Below are 20,491 nucleotides of genomic sequence, written 5' to 3'. Positions count from 1 at the left end.
GTTAGGACCTCTATGCTCGGCAGTCATGGGTTCCCAAGATCGTCATGTCTCGCCGGTGGTGGCCGCCGACGCCGCCGAGCAGGAGCCGCGGGTCATGCTCGGTTCCCGCCGCTGGGGCGTCGTCGTGGCGATCTTCTTCGCGTTGTTCCTGGTACCGGACGCGCTGGAGGTCACCAGGCGTGACCTGCCGGCCTGGCTGAAGGTGCTGTCCATCGCCGGCCTGCTCGTCTACGCGGTCAGTTATGTCGTGCTGTCGGTCGGCGTGTGGCACTCGCCGCTCAGGTACAGGCTCGCCGCGCTGGCCTGGCTGACCGTGCTCGCGTCGGTGCTGGTCGCCACCGAGGGGCTCGGCGGCCTGACCCTCTACATCTACGTCGTCGCGGTCGCGGCGCTGACCCTGCCGACGCGGTTGATGCTGCTGTTCAACGGCGGGCTGCTCGGCACGCTGCTGCTGGTCGTGCTGGTCTGGGGCGAGACCAGGTCGCATTTCGGCTCGTGGCTGGCGCTGCTGGCGATCGCCGCGACCACCGGCATGATGGGCATGCTGCTCCGCAACGGCCGTGAGCTCGTCCGCACCCGTCACGAACTGGCCAATCTCGCCGTCGTCACGGAGCGCGAACGGGTCGCCCGCGACCTGCACGACGTGCTCGGCCACAGCCTCACCACGATCACTGTGAAGGCAGGCCTGGCCCGCCGGCTCCTGGAGACGAGCGGTCAGGCCGGTAGCGCGGCCGTCGACCAGGCGATCGGCGAGATCTCCGACCTCGAACGGCTCTCCCGGCTCGCGCTCACCGAGGTCCGCGCCACGGTGTCGGGCTACCGCCGCGCGTCGCTCGCCGCCGAGATCGCCGGAGCACGGGCAGCTCTGGCAGCCGGGCAGATCCTCGCTGACCTGCCGCACGCGGTCGACGACGTCCGCGAGGAACTTCACGAGCCATTCGCTTACCTGGTACGAGAGGGCGTGACCAACGTCCTGCGCCACTCGGGCGCGAGCCGCTGCCAGATCCGGCTGGGCGCGGACTGGCTGGAGATCACCGACAACGGCGCAGCGCCGCCCGGCTCGCCAGGCCTGCCGGGCAACGGGCTCACCGGGCTCCGCGAGCGCCTCGCCCAGGCCGGTGCGGCCCTGGAGGCCGGGGCGATGCCCGGCGGCGGGTACCGGCTGCGCGGGCAAGCCACAGTGAACGGAGACTGACACATGATCCGGGTACTCCTCGCCGACGACCAGGCTCTCGTCCGGGGCGCGCTGGCCACGATGCTCGGCCTCGAACCGGACATCGAGGTCGTGGCCCAGGTCGGCTCCGGTGACGAGGTACTGGCCGCGGCCAGGGAACACCAGCCGGACGTGGCGCTGCTCGACGTGCAGATGCCGGTGATGGACGGGCTGACGGCTGCGGCCGCCCTGCACCGGGCCATGCCGGCCGTCCGGATCGTCATCTGCACGACGTTCGGCCGGCCCGGGTACCTGACCAGGGCGATGGCGGCCGGCGCTGCCGGGTTCGTGGTGAAGGACTCGCCGCCGGAGCAGCTCGCCGACGCCGTCCGCCGGGTCCACGCCGGACTCCGCGTCGTCGATCCGGCCCTGGCCGCCGAGTCGCTGGCCACCGGCCCGAGCCCGCTGACGCCCCGCGAGCGCGAGGTGCTGATCGCTGCGGCTCCGGGCGGGACGGTCGCTGACGTGGCCAGGCAGGTACACCTGTCGGAGGGGACTGTCCGCAATCACCTGTCCTCGGCGATCGGCAAGACCGGCGCCCGCACGTCACCCGAGGCGGCCCGGATCGCCGAGGAACGCGGCTGGCTCTAGGATCGCGCGGTGGTCACTGTGCTGGCGTTCGATCTGGGTGGCGTCCTGTTCAGCGACGGCACCACGGAATTCGCCGACTACCTGTGCGAGACGTTCGGCACGGACCGGGCGCATGCGATGGAGCTGCTCAACGGTGCTCTGGGCAGCGCGTACCGGGAGGGCAAGCTGACCCGTGACGAGTTCTGGGCCGGATTCCGGCGGGGGCTCGGGCTGCCAGTGCCCGCTGACGACCTCGAAGCGAGATGGTTCGACGGGTACCGGGTCAACGAGGGAACCCGCGATCTGATCCGTGACCTCGCGCCGCACTATGACGTGTACTACCTCTCCGACAACGTCGCGGAACGGATCGAGGCGGTCGAACGCCGCAGTCCGTTCCTGCACCTGTTCAAGGGCGGCGTGTTCTCGCACGAGGCAGGCATCCGCAAGCCCGACCCTGGGATCTACGAGCTGCTGCTCGCGACGGCGCGGGCCGATGCCAGGGAGGTCCTGTTCGTGGACGACAAGGAGCCGGCGCTTGTGCCAGCCGCGCGGCTCGGGATGAGGACGGTTCTCTTCCGGGACATCGAACAGGTCCGGCGGGATCTGCGGCGGCTGGGCTGCCGCTGGTGAGCCCGGATCCCGTGCGCAGCCGGTACAAGATCGTTCTTGATCTGAAGTGCGGTTGAGGTTCTACCGTGGGCGGAGCTTGATCATTGTCCGGAAGGGACGGAAGAGCCATGACCACCGAACGCATCTCCGACGCAGAGCTCGCCGCACAGCCCGCCGCCTACTGGACCGGCCTGGCCTACGAGGCGCTCATCGGCTTCACCCGCGCCCGCCAGGCGGAACTCGGCTTCACCCAGCCGGGATTCTGGATCCTCAGGAACCTGTCGCCGCACGACATCTCCGCCGACGGCCACGGCATGACCATCCCGGAACTCCGCCAGGCGATGCGCACCTACCTCCGGGCGGAGGACGACCTGGACGCCGAGTCCGTGACCCTGCTCGAACGCGGCTGGGTGACCCGCGACGCTGACGGGCGGCTGTGGATCACCGAGGCCGGCGAGGCTGCCCGGCTCAGCCTCAAGCGGCACACCCCGGAGATCCGGGGGCGTATCCACGACGGCATCGACGACGCGGACTACGTGACCGCGCTGAAGGTCCTCCGGCAGATGATCCGGAACACCGGCGGCGAGCTGCCCTGATCGCTCAGACCTGCCGGGGCCGTCCGCCACCCGGGCGGGACGCCAGGGTGCTGGTGGCGTCCAGGCTGGCGTCGTCGTCGACGCTGACGCCGTGGCGCTGGACCAGCTCGCCGCCGAGCCAGCCCGTGAGCACGGACAGGACGGCCCCGGCGAAGCTCAGCCCCAGGGCGACGCCGGTCGCCGCCCAGTCGGCGGAGTCCGCGCGGAGCAGCCAGCTCACGGCGAACAGCACCAGCACGACCACGTTGCCCAGACCGTGCACAGCACCTACACGCCTGGCCCGGGTACCCGGCGGGATGCCCAGCCAGTCAGCGAAACCGAAGACCCCGGCCACCAGCCCGCCGAGCACCCCGGCACCGATCATGTACGCCGCGGCGACCTGGAACCCGGCACGGTTGGTGAACAGGTGCAGGATGTCGAAAACCACCGCAGTGCTGAGCAGGCCCAGCGGGAAGACGATCAGCATCGGGTGGATCGCGTGCCCGAGTGCCCGTGCGCTGCTTCTCATGACACACCTCCGCAGGTCTCCCTGAGGGGTTACCCAGCGGGAGCCGGTGCTCAATCCTCCCGGGCCGCCATGACCCGGACCAGGCCCTCGCCCCGGATCCGGCGGGCCTCCACAGTGACCCGGCCGCCCGCCGGGAGCAGCAAGCGATGCTTCCCGGCGGGTACCGGGGCGCCGGTCACGGTGCCGTCGAGGAGCACGCGAGCCTCGCCCTCTGTTCCCGGGCCGGGGGCGACCGTCACCTCGATGGCCGTTGCGGCGGGGAACTCCGCGGACAGCAGCGCCTCCCAGTAACCGGAGCCGGTACCGGGCCAGTCCTCCGGCCTGACCGGGAGGAACGACGATGCCGGGGATGTGGGAGCCACCATGCTCTGGCGGGGCGGCCGGCCGGCTTCCAGCAGCTGGAGCCGCCGGCGGAGATCGCGGATCTCGGACAGCAGGGTGTCGGGGTGGTTGAGCCTCGGCATCGTCCCTCCAGTGTGGATCATCGTGGATGGCGGATCGTCGATGATGACACGGATCGCCCTGCCGCAGGGGATATCAGCCGGGGTCAGCTCGCGGGAGCGGCCGATCCGGCCCGGTTGCCCAGCGCGACGGCCAGCCAGCACACCGCGCCGCCGGCCAGCAGGTGCAGCCCGCTCGTCAGCGGGGAGTCGGGCAGCCGGGAGGCGAAAGCGAGCGCGAAAAACGCTGGTCCATAAGCGATGGACGGCACGAGCGGGAGAACGCGCGCTTTCACGAGACTGGCGCCGAACAACAGCACCCCGGCGCAGAAGACGGCGACCGAGCACAGCAATGCGATCCGGGTCTGCGTCGGCGGCGTGCCGCCGGTGAAGAACACCACGAGATTGAGCGCGAAAGCCGCCCCGCCGAACAAGCCGAGGCCGATCACGTTCGCCGCGTATCCGGCGGGGCCGAGTTTCCCGGCGCGGTGACGCTGGGTGAGGTACAGCGCGGTGAGAAGCGGGAAAGCGAAGGTGGGCGAGACGGCGATGAGCACGCTGGTCAGGGTGGTTTCGCCGGTGAAGGCCTCGATGGTGCCGGGCACGGCGATCAGTGCTCCGGCCGCGATGCCGCTGACCCTGCCGAAACGAAGAAGAAAATCCATGCCGGAAACCTAGGAAAGCCCGCCGGCCTGCTGAAGTGCACAAAGGCGAGACTTCACCGCCGGACGGCACATGACTTCCGGCATGTCGACGTGGTCCAGCTCTGCGGATAACCTGCGGATCATGTTCCCGCGATGGGCGCTTTTCCTTGTGTACGGTGCGGTGCTGCTCGCCGGTCTCCTGCCGGCCGGTGACGCCGGCCCGCGTTCACCCGTGCTGTTCGGCGCCGCGCTGGCGGCCCTGGCCGGGCTCGAACTGCTGCCAGCCGAGCCGCGTACGTGGCGCGCGGCCGGCCTGCTCGTGGCCCGCGTGATCCTGACCGGTGCCGTGGTGGCCGGTGACGGGTCGGGGCTGTCGGAGGTGCTGTTCGCGCTCGTGCCGTTCGCCGGGTACCTGGCCTTCGGGCGGTGGGCCGGTGCGGGGCTCGCTGCGGGCTGCCTGGGGCTGGCCGCAGCCGCGCGGTACGGGAGCCGGGACGGCATGGCCGATCTCGTCATGCTGGGGCTCGGGCTCGCGCTGGTCATGGCGCTCGCCGAGTCGGCGGCTGCCGAGCGGGCGGCCCGCGAGCGGCTGGCCAGGTACGCGGCGCGGATCGGGGAGCTGTCAGCGCAGGCCGAGCGCAACCGGCTGTCCCGGGAGATCCACGACGATCTCGGGCAGCACCTGACGACCGTGACGCTGCTGCTCGACCAGGCCGTCGCGTTCAGCGAGCGTGATCCGGAGGTGAGCCGCCGGGCGCTGGCCGACGCGAGACACTCGGCGCGGGAAGCGCTCGCGGACGTCCGGCACTCGCTGACGGCGTTGCGGGAGGGCATCGAACTGCCGTCAGCGCTGCGCGGGCTGGAAGCGCTCCCGGGGCCGCCCGCTGTCCGCTGCGTCATCTCGGGTGACCACGGCGGCTGGGATCCGGCCACGTTGCTCACCGTGTACCGGATCGCGCAGGAAGGCGTCACCAACGCCCGCCGGCACGCCGGAGCCACCACAGTGGACGTTGAGGTGTCGTTCGCCGGCCGCGCCGCCGAGCTGACCGTCACCGACGACGGCCCAGGGATCGGCGGCCCGGAAGGCGGCGGGCTGCGCGGCATCCGGGAGCGCGTCGCGCTGGCCGGCGGGGAACTGCGGATCACCGGCTCACAGCTCGCGGTGACGATCCCGGCTGGCGGTGGGGCGTGACCGAGCCGGTCAGGGTACTCATCGCCGACGATCAGCGGCTCATCCGCGAATCGCTGGCCGCGCTACTCGGCCTGGAAGACGGCGTCGTCGTGGCCGGGCTGGCCGCCGACGGTCAGGAAGCCGTCGAGCGCGCACTCGAACTCCGGCCAGACGTGGTGCTGATGGACGTGCGGATGCCGGTACTCGACGGGGTGTCGGCCACGGCCCAGCTCCGGGCCAGGGTGCCCGGCTGCCAGGTGCTGATGCTGTCCACCTTCGACGACGAGGAGCACGTGGTGCACGCCGTGCGGACCGGGGCAGCCGGGTACCTGCTGAAGGACCTGCCTGCCGCCGAGCTGGCCCGCGCCGTCCGGCTCGCCCACGCCGGCACCGGCTCGTTCGGCCCCGCCGCGACGGCCCGCCTGGCCGAGGCACTGGGCCGGCTGGGCCCGGCGGCGGCCACCGGCCCGGTACCTGACCTGACCGGGCGGGAGCTGGACGTGCTCCGGCAGCTCGCCGCCGGGGCCAGCAACCGGGAGATCGCCGCTGCCCTGTACGTCAGCGAGGGGACCGTGAAGAACCACGTGTCGCGGATCATCGCCCGGCTCGGCGTGCGCGACCGGACGCAGGCCGCGATCTACGCCCGCGACCACGGCCTGGGATAGCCGGGGGAAAACGCGGTGCCGTGCCGTGGGCCGGGGGCTAACGTGACTGGCCACGTCAGGTACGCGAAGAAAGGTTGTGACCAGGAGATGAACGGCATGCGAGAGTCGGTGATCCGGGTGGCTGGCACGCTCGATCGGGCCGATCTTTCCTATGACGGCCTGGTCGCGGACCTCCTCGCCGAGACATATGCGCGGCGCTCGATGGACCTGTCGGGGCTCGGCCCCGCAGGGCAGGCGGAGCTGATCACCAGCCGCGCGCTGAACCTGATCCCGGGCGAGGAGGCGCTGACGGCGCTGATCGCCGGGGGCCGCCCGCTGGTCGTCAAGTACGGCATCGATCCGACCTCACCGGACGTCCATCTCGGGCACGCGGTGCCGATCGTGCTGGCCAGCCGGTTCCAGCGGATGGGGCACCGGGTCGTCTTCATCATCGGTGACGTCACCGCGAAGATCGGCGATCCGTCCGGGCAGGCCGGCGACCGCCCGCCGCTCACGGACGCGGAGATCGCAGCGAACCTGAGCACGTACCAGCGGCAGGTCAGCCCGTTCATCGACGTCGGGCGGGCCGAGCTGCGGTTCAACGGCTCGTGGCTCGGGGAGATCACGCTGCCCCGGCTGCTGGAGATCGCAGCCCGGGTACCGGTGTCGATGTCCCTGCAACGCGACGACTTCCGCAACCGGCTCGCGGCCGGCACCGGCCTGTCGACGGCCGAGTTCCTGTACTCGATCGTCATGGCCCTCGACTCCGTCGCCATCACCGCCGACATCGAGCTCGGCGGCGTCGACCAGCTCCTCAACCTCCAGATGTGCCGCAAGGTCATGGAGGTGTCCGGCCAGGTACCGGAGCTGGTGGTCACGACCCCGCTGATCGAGGGCACCGACGGCACCGGGGCGAAGATGAGCAAGAGCAAGGGCAACTACCTCGCGCTCACGGCCAGCCCGGACGACGTGTACGGCGGGATCATGTCCATCCCCGACCGGCTGACCGTGCCGTACCTGCGCTCGCTGACCGAGTGGACGGACCCGGAGATCGCCGCGCTCGGAGGCCAGCACCCGATGGCCGTCAAGCGCCTGCTGGCCGGGGACATCGTCGCCGCGCTGCACGGCCTCGAAGCGGCGGCCGCAGCCCGGGCGGAGTTCGGCGCGCGGTTCTCGCGGCGCTCGTTCGCCGGCACGCGCAACCTGCCGGAACTCAGCCTGGCGGCCAGCGGTACCGAGACACTCGGCACGCTGCTCACCCGGGACCTGGGCTTCGCGGAGAGCATGAACGCACTCCGGCGTACCGCGAAGGGCAACGGGCTCCGGCTGGTCCGCGAGACGGCGGCTGGGCAGGAGAGCGAGATCCTGCCGGAGGAAGCGGTGTACCGGACGCTGGCCGAGGTCGCCGGCGATCCCGAGGGCCTGTACGTGAAGGCTGGCCGGAAGGTCGCCCGGATCGTCCGCTGAGGACGGGCCGCCCGGTCCCCTCTCCGGGCGGCCCGCACTTCTCAGCCGCAGTTGGCCTGGATCGTCTTCAGACCCACGCGGTACGAGGTCAGGGCTGTGCCCTCACACGCGTGCCGCGCGTACCCGTAGCCGGTGGCGATCTGCTGCCAGACACCGGACGGGGACCTGCGGAACAGGTTCACTGTGATCGGCTTCTCGGTGCCGTCGTAGCAGACGGCCCAGCCCTCGGCGTCAACGGCTTCCGTGCTGCTGGTCAGCTCGTAGTAGCTGAAGCAGCTCGGGGCCGCAGCCGCCGGAGCCGCCGGGGCCAGCAGCGCGGCACTGGTCGCGCCGGCGGCGGCTGCCAGGGCGAGGTACCTCTTCGTGCTCGCCATCAGCCGCACCACGTCGTGAGCTCCTGGCCGTCGGGGACCGCGTACGTGTTGACCGCGTACGTGGTGCAGTAGTGGTAGATCGCACCCGTACCGGTGGCGACCTGGGTCAGCGTCCCGTTGGCGTTCCTGCGGTAGAGGTAGTTCTTCGCCGGCCGTTCGACCTCGCCGTCACACATGACGTAGGCGTCGGCCCAGACGAAGTTCGCGCCCTTGCCGATCATGTAGTGAACTGTGCCGCCACACGCGCCGGTGCCGGCCGCGGCGGGGGCAGCCGGAGCCAGCATCGCGGCTCCGATGGCCGCTGTGGCCGCCAGGACGGCAAGTGGTTTCCTCATGGTCCTTCTCCTTCTCACTGAACGTTCTTCCGGGTGGCAGCAGTCAAGCGCCCGTCCTGGGACGGGACAACGGTTCCGGGCCGGAATGGGGGGCGCAGGAAGCGGCTGTGGGGGAGCGTCAGGCCCCGGAGCAGGCAACCGTCCACAGCAGACGGATATCGGCTGACATGACCGGCGACCCGAAAATACTGGGGGCCTGATCCCCATGTGCGTGAGCCCGGCACGCAGCACTCTGGGCTGGCTCGGGTGGACTCCCGGGTACCCCTGGGTGAGTACGGAAGGCGGGAAACCATGACCACTGAGGAACTGCTGCGCGGGTGGAAGGACCCCGAGCTGCGGACCGGCTGGCACCCGGCCGGGGAGATCAGCCTGGCCGAGCTGAGCATCGCCGGGCCGCACACCAGCACCAACCCCACCTACGGCTGTACGACACTCATGGCGGGGCTGGGCGAGGACGGGCCAGCTCGCTGATGGGCCTGGGACAGGCCGGGCTGACCGGCCGGGCGGCGGAACTGGCCCGGCTCACCAGGTGGCTCGGCCTGCCCGGCCCGGCGGAGGGGCCCCGCGCCGCGTACCTCCTGGGGGAGGCCGGCATCGGCAAGTCCCGCCTCGCGGCGGAGGCCGGGGCGCTCGCCACCCAGGCCGGGCTGACCGTGCTGCGGGGCCGCGCCGTGCAGGGCGAGCCGTGGCGGCCGGTGGTCGAGATGCTGCTCGGGCTGCTCCGGGTCAGCGGGCCGGTGACCGATCCGGCCCTCGCGCCGTACCTGCCTGTTCTCGGCCGCCTCGTACCACAGTGGAGCACTGCGGTGCCCGTGGAACGGCCGGGTTCCCCGTTGGTGATGGGGGAGTCGATGCTGCGCCTGCTGGCCGCCGCCGTACCGGCCGGCTGCCTCCTGATCGCCGAGGACCTGCACGAGGCCGACCGGGAGACCCTGGCGGTGCTCGACTACGTCACGGACGCGATCACCGGACCGGTGTGGCTGCTCGGCACGGTCCGGCCCGGCCGGTCTCCCGGAGCCGGGCTGGCGCTGTCGGCCAGCGGCAGGCGTTCCGCCGAGCTGATCGAGCTGGAGCCGCTGCCGGACGAGTCCGTCATGGAGCTGGCGGCCGGCTGCCTGGGCACCGGGCCGCACCTGCTGCCGGAAGCCCTGGCCGCGCTGCTGACCCGGTCGAGTGGCGGCGTCCCGTTCGTCGTGGAGGAACTGCTCGCCGGCCTGGTCAGCTCCGGTCATCTCAGCCCGGTGCCCGGCGGCTGGGCCGCCGCCGGCGGGGAGCTGCCGGCCGCGCCGACAGTCAGTCTGGCCCGGAGCATGCGGGAACGCGCGGCACAGCTCGGCCTCGGAGCTGCGGACGGCAGCGAGCAGGACGGCCTGAGCCTGCTGCGGGCCGGGGCGACCTGCGGATCGTCATTCCCGGCCTGGCTGGCCGGCGCGGTCGCGGGGCTCGGCGGCGACCGGGTGAACGCGCTGCTCGGCGAGGCGCTGGAGACCCGGCTGCTGCTGCCCGGCGACGAAGGCCCGGGCTGGTTCCGCTTCCGGCACGCCCTCGCGGCCGAGGCGCTCCTGGCCCCGATGCTCCCGCACGAACGATCAGTGCTCGCTGCCCGCGCCGCCGCCGAGATCCTGTCCGTCCACCCTGGACTCCCGGACAGCTGGTGCTACCGGGTGGCGGGCCTGCACCTCACGGCCGGGGACCGCCCGGCGGCCGGACGGCTCTTCGCCGAGGCCGGTACCCGAGCGCTGGCCAAGGGCGCGCCCGCCTCCGCCGTCTCGTATCTCGAACAGGCGATGGAGCTGCTGGGGAAGAACAGCGCGATTCTCGTACCGCTGCTGCGCGCTCTCATCGACGCCGGTCAGCCCGGTCGCGCCCTGGTCCTGGCTCCGGCGGTCGCCGAGGCCGCCCGGGACTGCCCGCCGGGTACGGCGGCTGGGCTCTTCGCCCGGCTGGCCGAGGCCGCTGCCGCGTCGGGGCGGTGGCGTGACGGGCTCGTGCACATCGCGGCGGCCCGGGCGCTGCCCGGCGACGGCACGGAGAACGCTGCTCTTCTCGACGCGGCGGAAGCGCTGCTCCGGCAGGACCTTCCCGGCCAGGAAGCCGCCTCGGCCGGAGCACTCGCACAACGGGCGCTGACCGCTGCCCCGGAGCCGGAGACGGCCTGCCAGGCTCTCGCCGTGCTCGGCATGCTGGGCCGCAGGACCGGGCTGGACAGCTCCGACCGGGCCTTCCGCCAGCTGCTCGGCATCGCCACCAGCCACGACCTTCCGCTGTGGCGGGCGGACGCCCTCTGCTACCTGGGCGTCAACGACTTCCTCCGCGACGGGAGCGCCGGGGGCCTGGCGGCGGCGAGTACGGAAGCCAGCCGGCTCGGGGCACTGCCGCTGCTGTGCGCGACGGACAGCCTCCGGGTCATGGCCGCCGTACTGCGTGCCGACTACGCCGAGGCCGACCGGCTGGCCGGGCCGTGCGCCGAGCTCTCCGGCCGGATCGGCAGCGCGCACCTGCACAGGTACCTGGTCCTCGCCCGGCTGATCGCGGCGGGCCAGCGCGGCCAGCGCCGGGAACTCGACCGGCACTGTGAGCACCTGACGGAGCTGGGCGGGGCCGGCACCCACCTGCAGCCGATCGGCTGGGGGCTCGGCCGGGCCTTCTGCGCGCTGCTGGAGGAGGACCGGCCCCGGGCGCGGGCGGAGCTGGATCGCAGCTGGGCCGCCGAGTCGGCCGGGCACAGCCCGCACAGCCTGTCCGGCCGGTACGGGCTGCGGCTGCTGCTCGCCGTGCTCGACGAGGAGGAAGGCTGGCCCGGGTACGAGGAGGTGGCAGTGCACCCGCAGAGCGAGCTGGCGTGGAACCGGCAGTTCCGTTCGGCGGCCCGCGCTGTGCTGCTCGGCCGCGACGGCGAGATCGTGGCGGCCTCGGACGCGTTCGCGGAGGCGACGGCGGCCGGAGCCGCCTTTCCGGTCGCCCGCCACCTGGTGCTGAGGCTGGCTGCCGGTCCGGCCACAGCGGACGGCTGGGGCGACCCGGTCTCCTGGCTCCGCCAGGCTGAGGCGTACTTCCGGGGCGCCGGCCTGGCCACCGTGGCGGGTGCCTGCCGCACCGGACTCCGCCGGGCGGGGACGGCCGTCCCGCAGTACCGGCGCGGCTGGGAGCACATACCGGCGGGGCTGCGCGAACGCGGAGTCTCGGTACGCGAGGCGGAGGTGCTCGCCCTGGCGGCCGAACGGCTGTCCAACCCGGAGATCGGCCGGCGGCTGTTCATTTCCTCCCGGACGGTGGAGAAGCACGTCGCCAGCCTGATCCGCAAGCTCGGGCTCAGGGACCGGGCCGCCCTGAGCGCGTATGCCGGGCCGGCCGCGCCGCTGGTACCGCCAAAAAACACCAACACGTTTCCCAACTCGCCTTGAAAAAGCCACATAGGTGGTCTAATGGGGCCGAAAGCAAAAGGATGACATGCAGCATGGCCGGGTATCGAGCAGATAACCCCGCCCATGAGGAGGCGTGATGGATATCAATGCCGCGTTGACGGACATGTGGCGATCGGTGCTGCTGTTCGTGCCGAAGCTCGTAGGATTCCTGGTGATCCTGCTGATCGGCTGGATCGTGGCCCGGGTGCTGCGCAACGTGGTGAGCAAGCTGCTCCAGCGGGTCGGCTTCGACCGGGTGGCCGAGCGCGGCGCGCTCCGCCAGGCGCTGTCACGCAGCAAGTACACCGCGTCCGACATGCTGTCCATGCTGGTCTACTACGCCGTGCTGCTGTTCACCCTCCAGCTCGCCTTCGGCGTCTGGGGCCCGAACCCGGTGTCCGGCCTGATCGAGGGGATCGTCGCCTGGCTGCCGCGTGCCGCCGTGGCCATCGTGATCGTCGTGGTCGCCGCAGCCATCGCCTCCGCCGTCAAGGACATGGTGACGAACGCGCTGTCCGGCATGTCCTACGGCAAGCTGCTGGGCAACCTGGCCAGCGTCTTCATCCTCGCCGTCGGCGTGATCGCCGCCCTGAACCAGGTCGGCATCGCCACCACGGTCACCACCCCGGTCCTGATCGCCGTGCTCGCCACGGTCGGCGGCATCCTGGTGGTCGGCATGGGCGGCGGCATGATCCGCCCGATGCAGGGCCGCTGGGAGCGGTGGCTGGGCCGCGCCGAGACGGAGTCGCAGATGATGAGCGAGCAGCTGCAGGCCCACCAGGCCGGCCGCCGCGACGCCACCGCTGCCGCCGAGGCCGCCGCGACCGTCCGGCACGAGACGCCGCCGATGGCCCGCTAGCCGCTGGCGGCACACGCATCAGCCCCGGTGACCCGCGAGGTCACCGGGGCTTCGTGCTGCCCGGGCGGTGGCCAGCCTGTGACCTGACGGGGCAGATTTCCGCGTCGCCAGGTGCTACAAAAGTGGGCCACGAGGTTTCGATCTGCAGCGTTCGGGAAGGGTCGTCATGGGGGCACTCTCCGCCTGGGCTATCGCCGCTGTCCTGCTCTTCGGTGTCCCGCTCACCTGGCTGTTCTACCGCGAGCGGAACCGGCCGGCCCCGATGTACGAGGACTTCCGCCAGGCCGGCCAGCCGGTCGTGCCGGCCGGGGCCAGCGAGGCCGGTGCTGCCTTCGAGCAGGCCTCGGCGTACAACGCCTCCAACCTGAACGGCGGCGGCCCAGGCGGTCTCTAGCCCCGGCCCCGCCCGAGCTACTGCGCCGCGCTGACCTTCACCCACCGGTCCAGTGCCGCCTGGGCCGCGCCCGAGTCGATGGCCTGCGCGCACCGGTCCGCCGCTGACCGCAGCCGGCCGATCAGCGGGCCGGCACCGCTGTCCAGTGCGGCGAGTGCCGCTGCCGCGTTCAGGACAACCGCATCTCGTACCGGGCCAGCCTCGCCCCCGAGCACCCGCCGCGCGACGTCAGCGTTGAAGGCGGCATCCCCGCCCCGCAACGCCGACGGCGCGCACCGGGCGATGCCGAGGTCGCCGGGGTCGAGCCGGTGCTCGGTGACCAGCCCGTCCCGTACCTCCCAGACTCGTGACGTGGTGGTGACGGTCAGCTCGTCGAGCCCGTCGTCGCCGCGCACGACCAGTGCCGAGGTGCCCCGGGCCGCCAGGGTCGCGGCGAGCACGGGAGCCATCGCGAGGTCCGACGTGCCGAGGGCCTGATAGCCGGGGCGCGCCGGATTGGACAGCGGGCCGAGCAGGTTGAACACGGTCGGGATCCCGAGCTCCCGCCTCACGGGTGCCGCGTGCCGCATCGCCGGATGGAACCGGGCGGCGAAACAGAACGTGAGCCCGGCTTCCTGAGCCACCACCGCGACCTGTTCCGGGCTCAGGTCGAGGCGCCCGCCGAGCGCTTCGAGCACGTCGGCGCTCCCGGCCGCCGCCGAAGCGGCCCGGCTGCCGTGCTTGACGACCCGCGCCCCGGCTCCGGCCACCACGATGGCCGCCATCGTGGAGATGTTGACGGTCCTGGCCGTGTCGCCGCCGGTGCCGGCCAGGTCGACGATCGGGCCGGGTACGTCCACGGGGATCGCGTGCGCGGCGATGGCCTGGGCGAAGCCGCCCAGCTCGGCGGCCGTGACGCCCTTGGCTCGCAGCGCGGTGAGGAACGCGGCCAGGGCCGCTGGACCCGTGTCGCCACGGCAGATCTCGTCCATCGCCTCGGCCGCCTGCTCGAAGGTCAGGGACTGGCCGGACAGGATGGCGGTCAGGATACGTGGGCTGGTCATCGGCTACTCCAGGAACTCAGTTGCCTGGTGAGGCCCGTGTCCCCGTCCCGCTGAACGCGCGACGGCCGCCTCACCTGAGGCGGCCGGACGGACGAGGAATCACGTCACAGGGGGACCGCCTACCCGGCGGGCCACCACCACTGCGACACGAACATACCGTCACTCTAGCGCAGTGTCGCGGGGTCAGTACAAGATGGAATTTGTACGATTTCGCCATGTTGCTCATGATCCGCAGATTCTTCGTCGCTGCAGTGTGCGTGGTGGTCACCGCTGTGCCGGGAGTGGCTCCGGCCGGGGCTGGGGCCGAGGCCGGGAGCACGTTGAGCTGGGGAAGCAATATCCACGGGACCTTGGGCGACGGCGGGACGGCCGGCCGGGACGTGCCAGGCGCGGTGTGCGCCGCCTCCGGATGCCCGGCCGGGCTCGGCGCGGCTACGGCCCTGTCGGGCGGAGCGGCCCACAGCCTCGCGCTGATGCCGGACGGGACAGTCCTCGCGTGGGGCCGCAACGACCGGGGGCAGCTCGGCGACGGTACGACGGTGGACCGGCGCACTCCGGTGCGGGTCTGCGCGGCCGGGGCCGTCGTGCCCTGCACATCCTTCCTCAGCGGAGTGCGGGCCGTGTCGGCAGGAGCGGCGGAAAGCGCGGCCGTGCTGGCGGACGGGTCGGTGGTGACGTGGGGTGACAACGGGGCTGGTCAGCTCGGGGACGGCACGAACACCATGCGGGCGCTGCCGGGCAGGGTCTGCGCGGCCGGTGCTGCCGTGCCGTGCACGACGTTCCTAGCCGGAGTGGCCACAGTGGACACAGATCGCCAGCACATGCTGGCAGTGGCCGGTGGCGTGGTCTACGCCTGGGGCAACAACGGCTACGGGCAGCTGGGAGACGGCACGGAAACGCCCAGGGCGACCCCGGTCAAGGTGTGCGCGCCTGGTACGGCGGCGCCCTGCACGTCGTTCCTCAGCGGCATCACTGCTGTGTCGGCGGGCGGTGTCAACAACAGCTACGCGATCACGAGCGGCAGGGAACTGCTCGCGTGGGGCAGCAACACGCTCGGCCAGCTCGGCAACATGCACCTGCCGACCGCCCTGACCCCGGTCAGGGTCTGCGCCCCGGACTCGGCCTCACCGTGCACGCGGTTCCTGTCCGACGTGACAGCGGTGTCGTCCAGCGGTACCCACGTCCTGGCCATCGCGGGCGGCGTCGTGCACAGCTGGGGCAACAACGCCGTCGGCCAGCTCGGGTACGGCGACACGCATGAGCTGGCCTTCCCCGGGCGGGTGTGCGCGGCCGGGGCGACGGCGCCGTGCGCCACGTACCTGCACGCGACGAAGATCGACAGCAACGGCGGGCACAGCCTCGCCCTGTCCGGCGGCGTACTCCACGCGTGGGGGTCGAACCACACCGGCCAGCTCGGCGACGGTACCGGCGCCGGAAGCCGGTACGTGCCGACGCCCGTGTGCGCGGCTGGCGGGACGGCGCCGTGCGGCCGGTTCCTGACCGGGTACCCGGTGTTCGCGGCGGGGGAGACGTGGACGCTCGCCTCGGCCCCGCCGGAGGAGGCCGACCTGGGGGTGGGGCTGAGCGCTGAGGCCGAGCTGCTGAACCCCGCCGTGCGGTACACCATCGAGGTGGTGAACCACGGGCCAGCGGGAGTGGCGAGCGGGACGGTGACCCTGCACGTGCCGGTCAGCGCGCAGATCTCGGCACCTTCCTGTGCGGACATGCCGGGCTTGAATGCCGTTGCCTGCCCGGTGCCGGCTCTTGGCGAAGGGCAGTCTCATCGCAGGCAGATCGTGGTGACCTACGGCCTCGCGACGGTCGGGCTACCGGTGACGGTGACGGCGGCCCGAGCCGCGAGCAGCCCGGCCGACCCGGAACCGGGCAACGACACCGCGAGCGTGGAGTGTGACGTCGAGAGCGCGCTCGTGATCAGCTGTCAGAGATCCTGACTCACTTCTTGGCCGGCCGCGTCCCGGGTGAAGACGAGGTAGCAGTAGTCATCGAGGATCTTCGTCAGCGGGCGCTCGGGGCGGCCGAGAAGCTCCGGCAGCCCGGCGGTGCTCACCTGGGCCTCGGCGGCGACCTTCTGCGCCCAGTCACGGCCGAGAGCCTGGTGCGCGGCGAACGCCGCCCCGTCGCGCGCGCCGTGCAGCCGCAGCGCGATCGCCTCGTCCCACGGCATGACGGCCAGCGGGCGCAGCGCGAAGAACAGCTTCGCGGCGGCCGTCGGGCCGAGCGGGCGCGGACGTTTCGCGAGGGCGGCCGGCATCGCGCTCAGCGCGGCGAAACACTCGCCGATCCCGCTGATCGCGGCGTCGTCGAGGTCAGCCAGGGCCAGCTCGGGGGACGGCAGCCGGCCCGACCAGTCATCCCACCACGCGGCCAGGCCGTCACTGAACACGTCCGGCTCGCCCTCGCGCGGGTACCTGATCCGGCAGCCCCAGGCGTTGAGCCAGGCGTGCAGCGCCGTCCGGTGCCCGGCCTGGCCGGGGTCGATCGACGGCGCGGTCGCGGCGAGCAGCGTGGCCCAGGTCTGGTCGGGCCGCGAGTACGCGGCGAACTCGGCGACGGCAGCCTTCAGGCCAGCCAGGTCAGGCGCAGCAGTGTCCACGGTGGCCGATCCTAGCCAACGTCCCGGCCCGGCCTGCGGGGAGCTGGCTGGGCCGGTCCAGCCCGGCATCCTGTGACGTGGTGTGGGCGCGAAGCGTGGCAATCGCCGCCTTCCTGCTCCTGAGCTGCGAAGATGGTTCCCGTGGCAGGGAGGAAACCGCGGGGGAGGGCTGTCCGGCACGTGGCCGTGGCCGCCGCGTGCGTCCTGGTGGCGCTGCTCGGTCTCCTCCTGTACTCCGCCGAGCGCGACACCCGTCAGCAGACCCACTTCGCGGGCACCGGCCGGATCACCGACGGCGTCCACATCGAGGCGAGCGTGCAGCAGGTCAACCCGGCGGCCCGTGAGCTGCACCTGCGGGTGCTGGTCCTGCCGCTCGGCAACCTCCGCGAGAACGGCAACGAGCTGATCTCGTCCTCGGACATCGTCGTGGAGACCTCCTCGCTGGCCCAGGGCCAGATCAAGCTGCCGGCCGGGGATCGGGTGTCCATACAGGACATCAAGGTCGGGCTGGAGAGCACCGGCGGGATCTCGGACTATCCCTTCGACCGGTACAGGACACTGATCGGATTCTGGGCGGAGGCTGGGGGCCGGCAGGTGCCGGTGTCCATGGAACTCACCGACGTCGACCCGTTCTTCACGCCGAGGATCGAGCGCCGGGGGAACGAGGACAGCTCGGCGACGCTGGAGATCCGGTTCAGCCGGTCACGTTCCACACTGATCTTCGCGTGGTTCATGATGGCGGCGATGTGGGCGACGAGCCTGGCTGTCCTCGGCGCGAGCTGGGTGATCGTCGACCAGAAGCGCGGCCTGGTCTGGCCGGCGCTGGGCTGGATGGCGGCGACCCTGTTCGCCCTGGTCGGCTTCCGGAACGCCGCCCCCGGCTCACCGCCGATCGGCTCGATCCTCGACTACACCGCCTTCCTGTGGGCCGAGGGTGTCATCTCCGTCTGCGTGGTCGCCGTCGCCGCCTACGGCATCCGGGTGGAGCGGGCCGCCGCACCTCACACCAGCTGATCCAGCTTGGTCAGCGCCCTCCGCAGCTCCCGCCGCGCTCCCACCGGCACGATCATCGCCCGCCCCGGCACCCGGACCCCGCCGGTCAGCGCCACCCGGGTCGCGCCGTCGCCCGCCGGCACCGCGGCCATCCCGATGATCAGGAACCGGCTCTGCAACCAGCACCAGCCCGGCCGGACCACGCCCTCCAGCCGCGCCCGGAACCCCCACCGGCTGCGCGCCAGCGCCGTCACCCGGTCGCCGTCCCGCCCGAGGACCGTCACGCCGGTCATGTCCGGCTGGAACCGCCCGAAGTCGCCCTCCAGATCGGACATCACCCGCCACACCTGCGGGAACGACACCTCGATCCGGTGCTCCAGCACCCGGGCACCGGGAATCCCGGCGGCCAGGACGCGCAGCCGGGCCACCGGGTCGATGACGCCAGCCATGTCGTAGGCGTAGGCGTCCACCCCGGGCTCCGCGTTTGCGTCCGTACGACCTGCGCCAGTGCCGCCAGCTTCCCTGCCACCCATGCCCGTGGCTCCCGCCTCCATGCCGTCCGAGCCCACGCCGTCCACGTCTCCGCCGCCGGTTGTGCGCCGGCCGGCATTGTCCCTGTCATCGATGTTCATGATGTCCATGCCTTCCGGAAACTGGCCCGCGCCCGGTGCAGGCGCGACTTGACGGTGCCGGTGGACACGGCGAGCAGCTCGGCCGTCGCCCGCTCGTCCATGCCCTCCAGGTCGCGGAGGGTGAGGATCGCGCGGTGTTCCGGGCTGAGGCCGGAGAGCACGGCCCGCACGTCCGCCGCCAGCTCCGGCTCGCCGCGTGCCGGAGCCAGCTCGGGGTCGACCGTTCCGCCCGGGCCGCCGGTGCGCTTGGCGACCCGGACGGCCTCCCGGACCGCGATGATCCGGACCCAGCCGCGCAGTGCTTCCGGGTCGCGGAGCTTCCGCAGGGTGCGGAACACCGCGATCAGGGTCTCCTGCGTCGCGTCGGCGGCCTCGTGCAGGGCGATGCCGGCGCAGATCCGGGCCACGTACGGCGTGAGCTCGTCGAGGAGGTCGTGCATGGCGAGGGTGTCGCCGTGCTGGGCGGCCCGGACGAGCGCGGGCCCTCGCTCAGTGAGCATGGAGGAAGTCTGCCATCAGGCTGGCCACCGGCTGTGCACAGTCGAGGGTCAGCGCGTGCCCGCAGCCGTCGAGAACGGTCACTGTGGCCGAGGGCATCAGCTCCCGGTACCTGGCGGCCTGCCAGACCGGCAGCACGGTGTCCCCGGAGCCCCACAGGATCAGCGCCGGGGTGCTCGTCCTGCCCAGCGCGGCCTGGGTCTCCCGCCAGTCCAGCCCCCGTTCGAGCAGGTAGGCGGACTTGCGGTTCGCCGTGAACGTGCCGGGGGCCCACATCTCGTCCACCATCGCCTCCGTCACCAGCTCGGGATGCCCGAACAGCCCCCGGACCGCCGAGGCCGTGCTCGACCGGCTGGCCGCGCCGGCGCTGGCCATCAGCTCGCCGGCGATCGGGTACTTCATCAGCTCCCAGGCCGGCGGATCCTTCTCGTCCAGCCCGGACGGTGCGAGCAGGGCGAGGGCTGTGACCCGCGCCGGGTACCGCTGGGCGTAGGCGAGCGCCCAGCCTCCGCTCCACGAGTTGCCGCCGAGCGCGGCCTTCTCGATGCCCATCGCGTCGAGGAACGCCCCCACTGCCCGGGTCATCCCGTCCAGGTCCCACGTGAAGTCCCTGGCGCGCAGCTCGGTGAAGCCCTGCCCAGGAAGGTCCACTATGTACACCGTGTGCCGTGCGCGCAGCGCGTCGAGCTGTGGCCGCCAGGCGAAGGTCGAGGCGGCTCCCGGTGAGAGCAGCACGACCGGCGTCCCGCTGCCCGCCCGCACGTAGTGGAACCGGGCCAGCGCCGTCTCCGCGAACTGCCCGTCGGCCGGCGGCCGGTGGTCGCGCTGCTCGGCGGGACTCCAGCCATACGCGCCCCAGAGCAGGGCCACCACCAGGACGGCCGGGAACGCCGCCAGCCAGCGCGGCATCCTCGTCACCAGCAGAGTGGCGATCCCGGCCGCGAGGCACAGCGGCACGTACACGAAAAGGTTGAGCCAGTAGAAGGCACTGCCGGGACCGAAACCCAGCCCTGCGGCCCACCCGGCGCCGATCAGTCCTCTGGTCAGCAGGCCACAGGCGACGGCGAGCGCGCCCAGCCGGGCGATCAGGCCGCCCCTGTCCCGCGAAGCGGCAACCACGCACGCCGCCCCGGTGAGGAGAATCGCGGCGAGCGTCAGCAGGACGCGTGGTGTGAACGGCGCACCAGACGTGCCGAGCAGCGCGTGCGACAACGCACGCGTGTCACTGGCTGGCCAGGTGATCCCGGTCGCCCAGACCAGATGCAGCACCGCGTCAACGGCGAGCACCCCGCCGGCCGCAGTGCCCAACCGGATTCTGTCCATGTTCCCTCCCGAGAGTGGCGTTAGCCCTTCACCACCCCAGGAGGGGGCCGCACGCCAGAAGGTTCCCCATGACCTGGGCCACAGACCACAGTGGTTGATGATCTTGTCCTGGTTCGGTCACACTTGGGCGAGATAACGAGTCCGTTATAGGGTTTTCACC

23 protein-coding genes are annotated in these 20,491 nt (G+C 72.1%); 13 read left to right on the top strand and 10 right to left on the bottom strand.

Going from position 1 to position 20,491, the window contains the following annotated elements; translation table 11 throughout:
* Positions 1–25 precede the first annotated feature (25 nt).
* The 4 genes from A3G1_RS33535 to A3G1_RS0106505 all read left to right on the top strand — a co-directional run bounded on the left by A3G1_RS33535 (position 26) and on the right by A3G1_RS0106505 (position 2,988).
* Positions 26–1,195, top strand: coding sequence for a sensor histidine kinase (locus A3G1_RS33535; RefSeq protein ID WP_085985675.1), 1,170 nt, complete (start codon positions 26–28; stop codon positions 1,193–1,195).
* 3 nt (positions 1,196–1,198) lie between these two features.
* Positions 1,199–1,804 (top strand): response regulator transcription factor, encoded by a 606-nt coding sequence (locus A3G1_RS0106515; protein ID WP_018348665.1) that lies wholly within the window; start codon positions 1,199–1,201, stop codon positions 1,802–1,804.
* Between the two features lie 9 nt (positions 1,805–1,813).
* A complete protein-coding gene (locus A3G1_RS38230; RefSeq protein WP_018348664.1) occupies positions 1,814–2,413 on the top strand; it encodes an HAD family hydrolase in 600 nt (199 codons plus the stop codon).
* A 107-nt stretch (positions 2,414–2,520) separates the two neighbouring features.
* Entirely contained in the window at positions 2,521–2,988 is a 468-nt protein-coding gene (locus A3G1_RS0106505; protein WP_018348663.1) for a hypothetical protein, read from the top strand.
* 4 nt (positions 2,989–2,992) lie between these two features.
* On the opposite strand, the gene A3G1_RS0106500 is transcribed toward A3G1_RS0106505, so the two are convergent.
* The 3 genes from A3G1_RS0106500 to A3G1_RS0106490 form a co-directional block, all read right to left on the bottom strand.
* Positions 2,993–3,496 carry a DUF2231 domain-containing protein gene (locus tag A3G1_RS0106500; protein ID WP_018348662.1) on the bottom strand — a complete coding sequence of 168 codons (504 nt, stop codon included), beginning with the start codon at positions 3,494–3,496 and terminating at the stop codon, positions 2,993–2,995.
* A gap of 50 nt (positions 3,497–3,546) precedes the next feature.
* Entirely contained in the window at positions 3,547–3,960 is a 414-nt protein-coding gene (locus A3G1_RS0106495) for a hypothetical protein (RefSeq protein WP_018348661.1), read from the bottom strand.
* 83 nt (positions 3,961–4,043) lie between these two features.
* Complete coding sequence (locus tag A3G1_RS0106490) at positions 4,044–4,601, bottom strand: hypothetical protein (RefSeq protein WP_018348660.1); 558 nt, start codon at positions 4,599–4,601, stop codon at positions 4,044–4,046.
* 121 nt (positions 4,602–4,722) lie between these two features.
* On the opposite strand from A3G1_RS0106490, the gene A3G1_RS0106485 reads away from it, so the two are divergent.
* The 3 genes from A3G1_RS0106485 (at position 4,723) to tyrS (ending at position 7,862) form a co-directional block, all read left to right on the top strand.
* On the top strand, positions 4,723–5,772 hold the full coding sequence (locus A3G1_RS0106485) for a sensor histidine kinase (protein WP_026211860.1): 1,050 nt from the start codon (positions 4,723–4,725) through the stop codon (positions 5,770–5,772).
* The gene (locus tag A3G1_RS0106480) at positions 5,769–6,416 is read left to right on the top strand and encodes a response regulator (RefSeq protein WP_018348658.1); all 648 of its coding nucleotides are present in this window, start codon (positions 5,769–5,771) and stop codon (positions 6,414–6,416) included. Before A3G1_RS0106485 ends, A3G1_RS0106480 begins: the two co-directional genes overlap by 4 nt.
* A 96-nt stretch (positions 6,417–6,512) precedes the next feature.
* Entirely contained in the window at positions 6,513–7,862 is a 1,350-nt protein-coding gene (tyrS, locus tag A3G1_RS0106475; RefSeq protein WP_211216231.1) for a tyrosine--tRNA ligase, read from the top strand.
* Between the two features lie 41 nt (positions 7,863–7,903).
* Here tyrS and A3G1_RS0106470 read toward each other — a convergent pair whose 3' ends face one another.
* Positions 7,904–8,236 carry a hypothetical protein gene (locus A3G1_RS0106470; protein WP_157640952.1) on the bottom strand — a complete coding sequence of 111 codons (333 nt, stop codon included), beginning with the start codon at positions 8,234–8,236 and terminating at the stop codon, positions 7,904–7,906.
* Positions 8,236–8,571: a hypothetical protein gene (locus A3G1_RS0106465; RefSeq protein ID WP_018348655.1), complete on the bottom strand. Its 336-nt coding sequence runs from the start codon at positions 8,569–8,571 to the stop codon at positions 8,236–8,238. Before A3G1_RS0106465 ends, A3G1_RS0106470 begins: the two co-directional genes overlap by 1 nt.
* 291 nt (positions 8,572–8,862) lie before the next feature.
* On the opposite strand from A3G1_RS0106465, the gene A3G1_RS33525 reads away from it, so the two are divergent.
* The 4 genes from A3G1_RS33525 (at position 8,863) to A3G1_RS0106450 (ending at position 13,228) form a co-directional block, all read left to right on the top strand.
* Positions 8,863–9,042: a hypothetical protein gene (locus A3G1_RS33525; RefSeq protein WP_018348654.1), complete on the top strand. Its 180-nt coding sequence runs from the start codon at positions 8,863–8,865 to the stop codon at positions 9,040–9,042.
* Positions 9,042–11,975, top strand: a complete 2,934-nt coding sequence (locus tag A3G1_RS33520) for a helix-turn-helix transcriptional regulator (protein ID WP_018348653.1) — start codon at positions 9,042–9,044, stop codon at positions 11,973–11,975. The genes A3G1_RS33525 and A3G1_RS33520 overlap by 1 nt, the downstream gene beginning before the upstream one ends.
* 97 nt (positions 11,976–12,072) lie before the next feature.
* Positions 12,073–12,834, top strand: a complete 762-nt coding sequence (locus A3G1_RS33515) for a mechanosensitive ion channel family protein (RefSeq protein ID WP_157640951.1) — start codon at positions 12,073–12,075, stop codon at positions 12,832–12,834.
* Between the two features lie 166 nt (positions 12,835–13,000).
* Positions 13,001–13,228, top strand: coding sequence for a hypothetical protein (locus tag A3G1_RS0106450; protein WP_018348651.1), 228 nt, complete (start codon positions 13,001–13,003; stop codon positions 13,226–13,228).
* Positions 13,229–13,245: 17 nt separating this feature from the next.
* Here A3G1_RS0106450 and trpD read toward each other — a convergent pair whose 3' ends face one another.
* Positions 13,246–14,271, bottom strand: coding sequence for an anthranilate phosphoribosyltransferase (trpD, locus tag A3G1_RS0106445; RefSeq protein ID WP_018348650.1), 1,026 nt, complete (start codon positions 14,269–14,271; stop codon positions 13,246–13,248).
* A gap of 215 nt (positions 14,272–14,486) precedes the next feature.
* Between trpD and A3G1_RS33510 the strand changes: the two genes are divergently transcribed.
* Positions 14,487–16,223 carry a DUF11 domain-containing protein gene (locus A3G1_RS33510; RefSeq protein WP_083936779.1) on the top strand — a complete coding sequence of 579 codons (1,737 nt, stop codon included), beginning with the start codon at positions 14,487–14,489 and terminating at the stop codon, positions 16,221–16,223.
* Here the strand turns inward: A3G1_RS33510 and A3G1_RS0106435 are convergent.
* Entirely contained in the window at positions 16,211–16,885 is a 675-nt protein-coding gene (locus tag A3G1_RS0106435) for a hypothetical protein (RefSeq protein ID WP_018348648.1), read from the bottom strand. The genes A3G1_RS33510 and A3G1_RS0106435 overlap by 13 nt on opposite strands.
* A 141-nt stretch (positions 16,886–17,026) precedes the next feature.
* Here A3G1_RS0106435 and A3G1_RS33505 point away from each other — a divergent pair, with 141 nt between their 5' ends.
* Positions 17,027–17,899, top strand: a complete 873-nt coding sequence (locus A3G1_RS33505; protein WP_211216230.1) for a DUF4436 family protein — start codon at positions 17,027–17,029, stop codon at positions 17,897–17,899.
* Here A3G1_RS33505 and A3G1_RS33500 read toward each other — a convergent pair.
* Genes A3G1_RS33500 through A3G1_RS40070 form a run of 3 tightly spaced genes read right to left on the bottom strand, consistent with a single transcriptional unit; the run spans position 17,887 to position 20,331 of the window.
* Positions 17,887–18,510 carry a hypothetical protein gene (locus tag A3G1_RS33500; protein WP_211216229.1) on the bottom strand — a complete coding sequence of 208 codons (624 nt, stop codon included), beginning with the start codon at positions 18,508–18,510 and terminating at the stop codon, positions 17,887–17,889. The two genes, A3G1_RS33505 and A3G1_RS33500, sit on opposite strands and share 13 nt — an antisense overlap.
* A complete protein-coding gene (locus A3G1_RS0106420; RefSeq protein WP_018348645.1) occupies positions 18,507–19,010 on the bottom strand; it encodes an RNA polymerase sigma factor in 504 nt (167 codons plus the stop codon). Before A3G1_RS0106420 ends, A3G1_RS33500 begins: the two co-directional genes overlap by 4 nt.
* On the bottom strand, positions 19,000–20,331 hold the full coding sequence (locus tag A3G1_RS40070; protein ID WP_085985673.1) for an alpha/beta fold hydrolase: 1,332 nt from the start codon (positions 20,329–20,331) through the stop codon (positions 19,000–19,002). The genes A3G1_RS0106420 and A3G1_RS40070 overlap by 11 nt, the downstream gene beginning before the upstream one ends.
* Positions 20,332–20,491: the final 160 nt, after the last annotated feature.

Source organism: Longispora albida DSM 44784 (genome assembly GCF_000379825.1).
Classification (GTDB): domain Bacteria; phylum Actinomycetota; class Actinomycetes; order Mycobacteriales; family Micromonosporaceae; genus Longispora; species Longispora albida.
The sequence above is the reverse complement of the archived record's forward strand: the minus strand, read 5'-3'. Positions and strand labels throughout refer to the sequence as shown.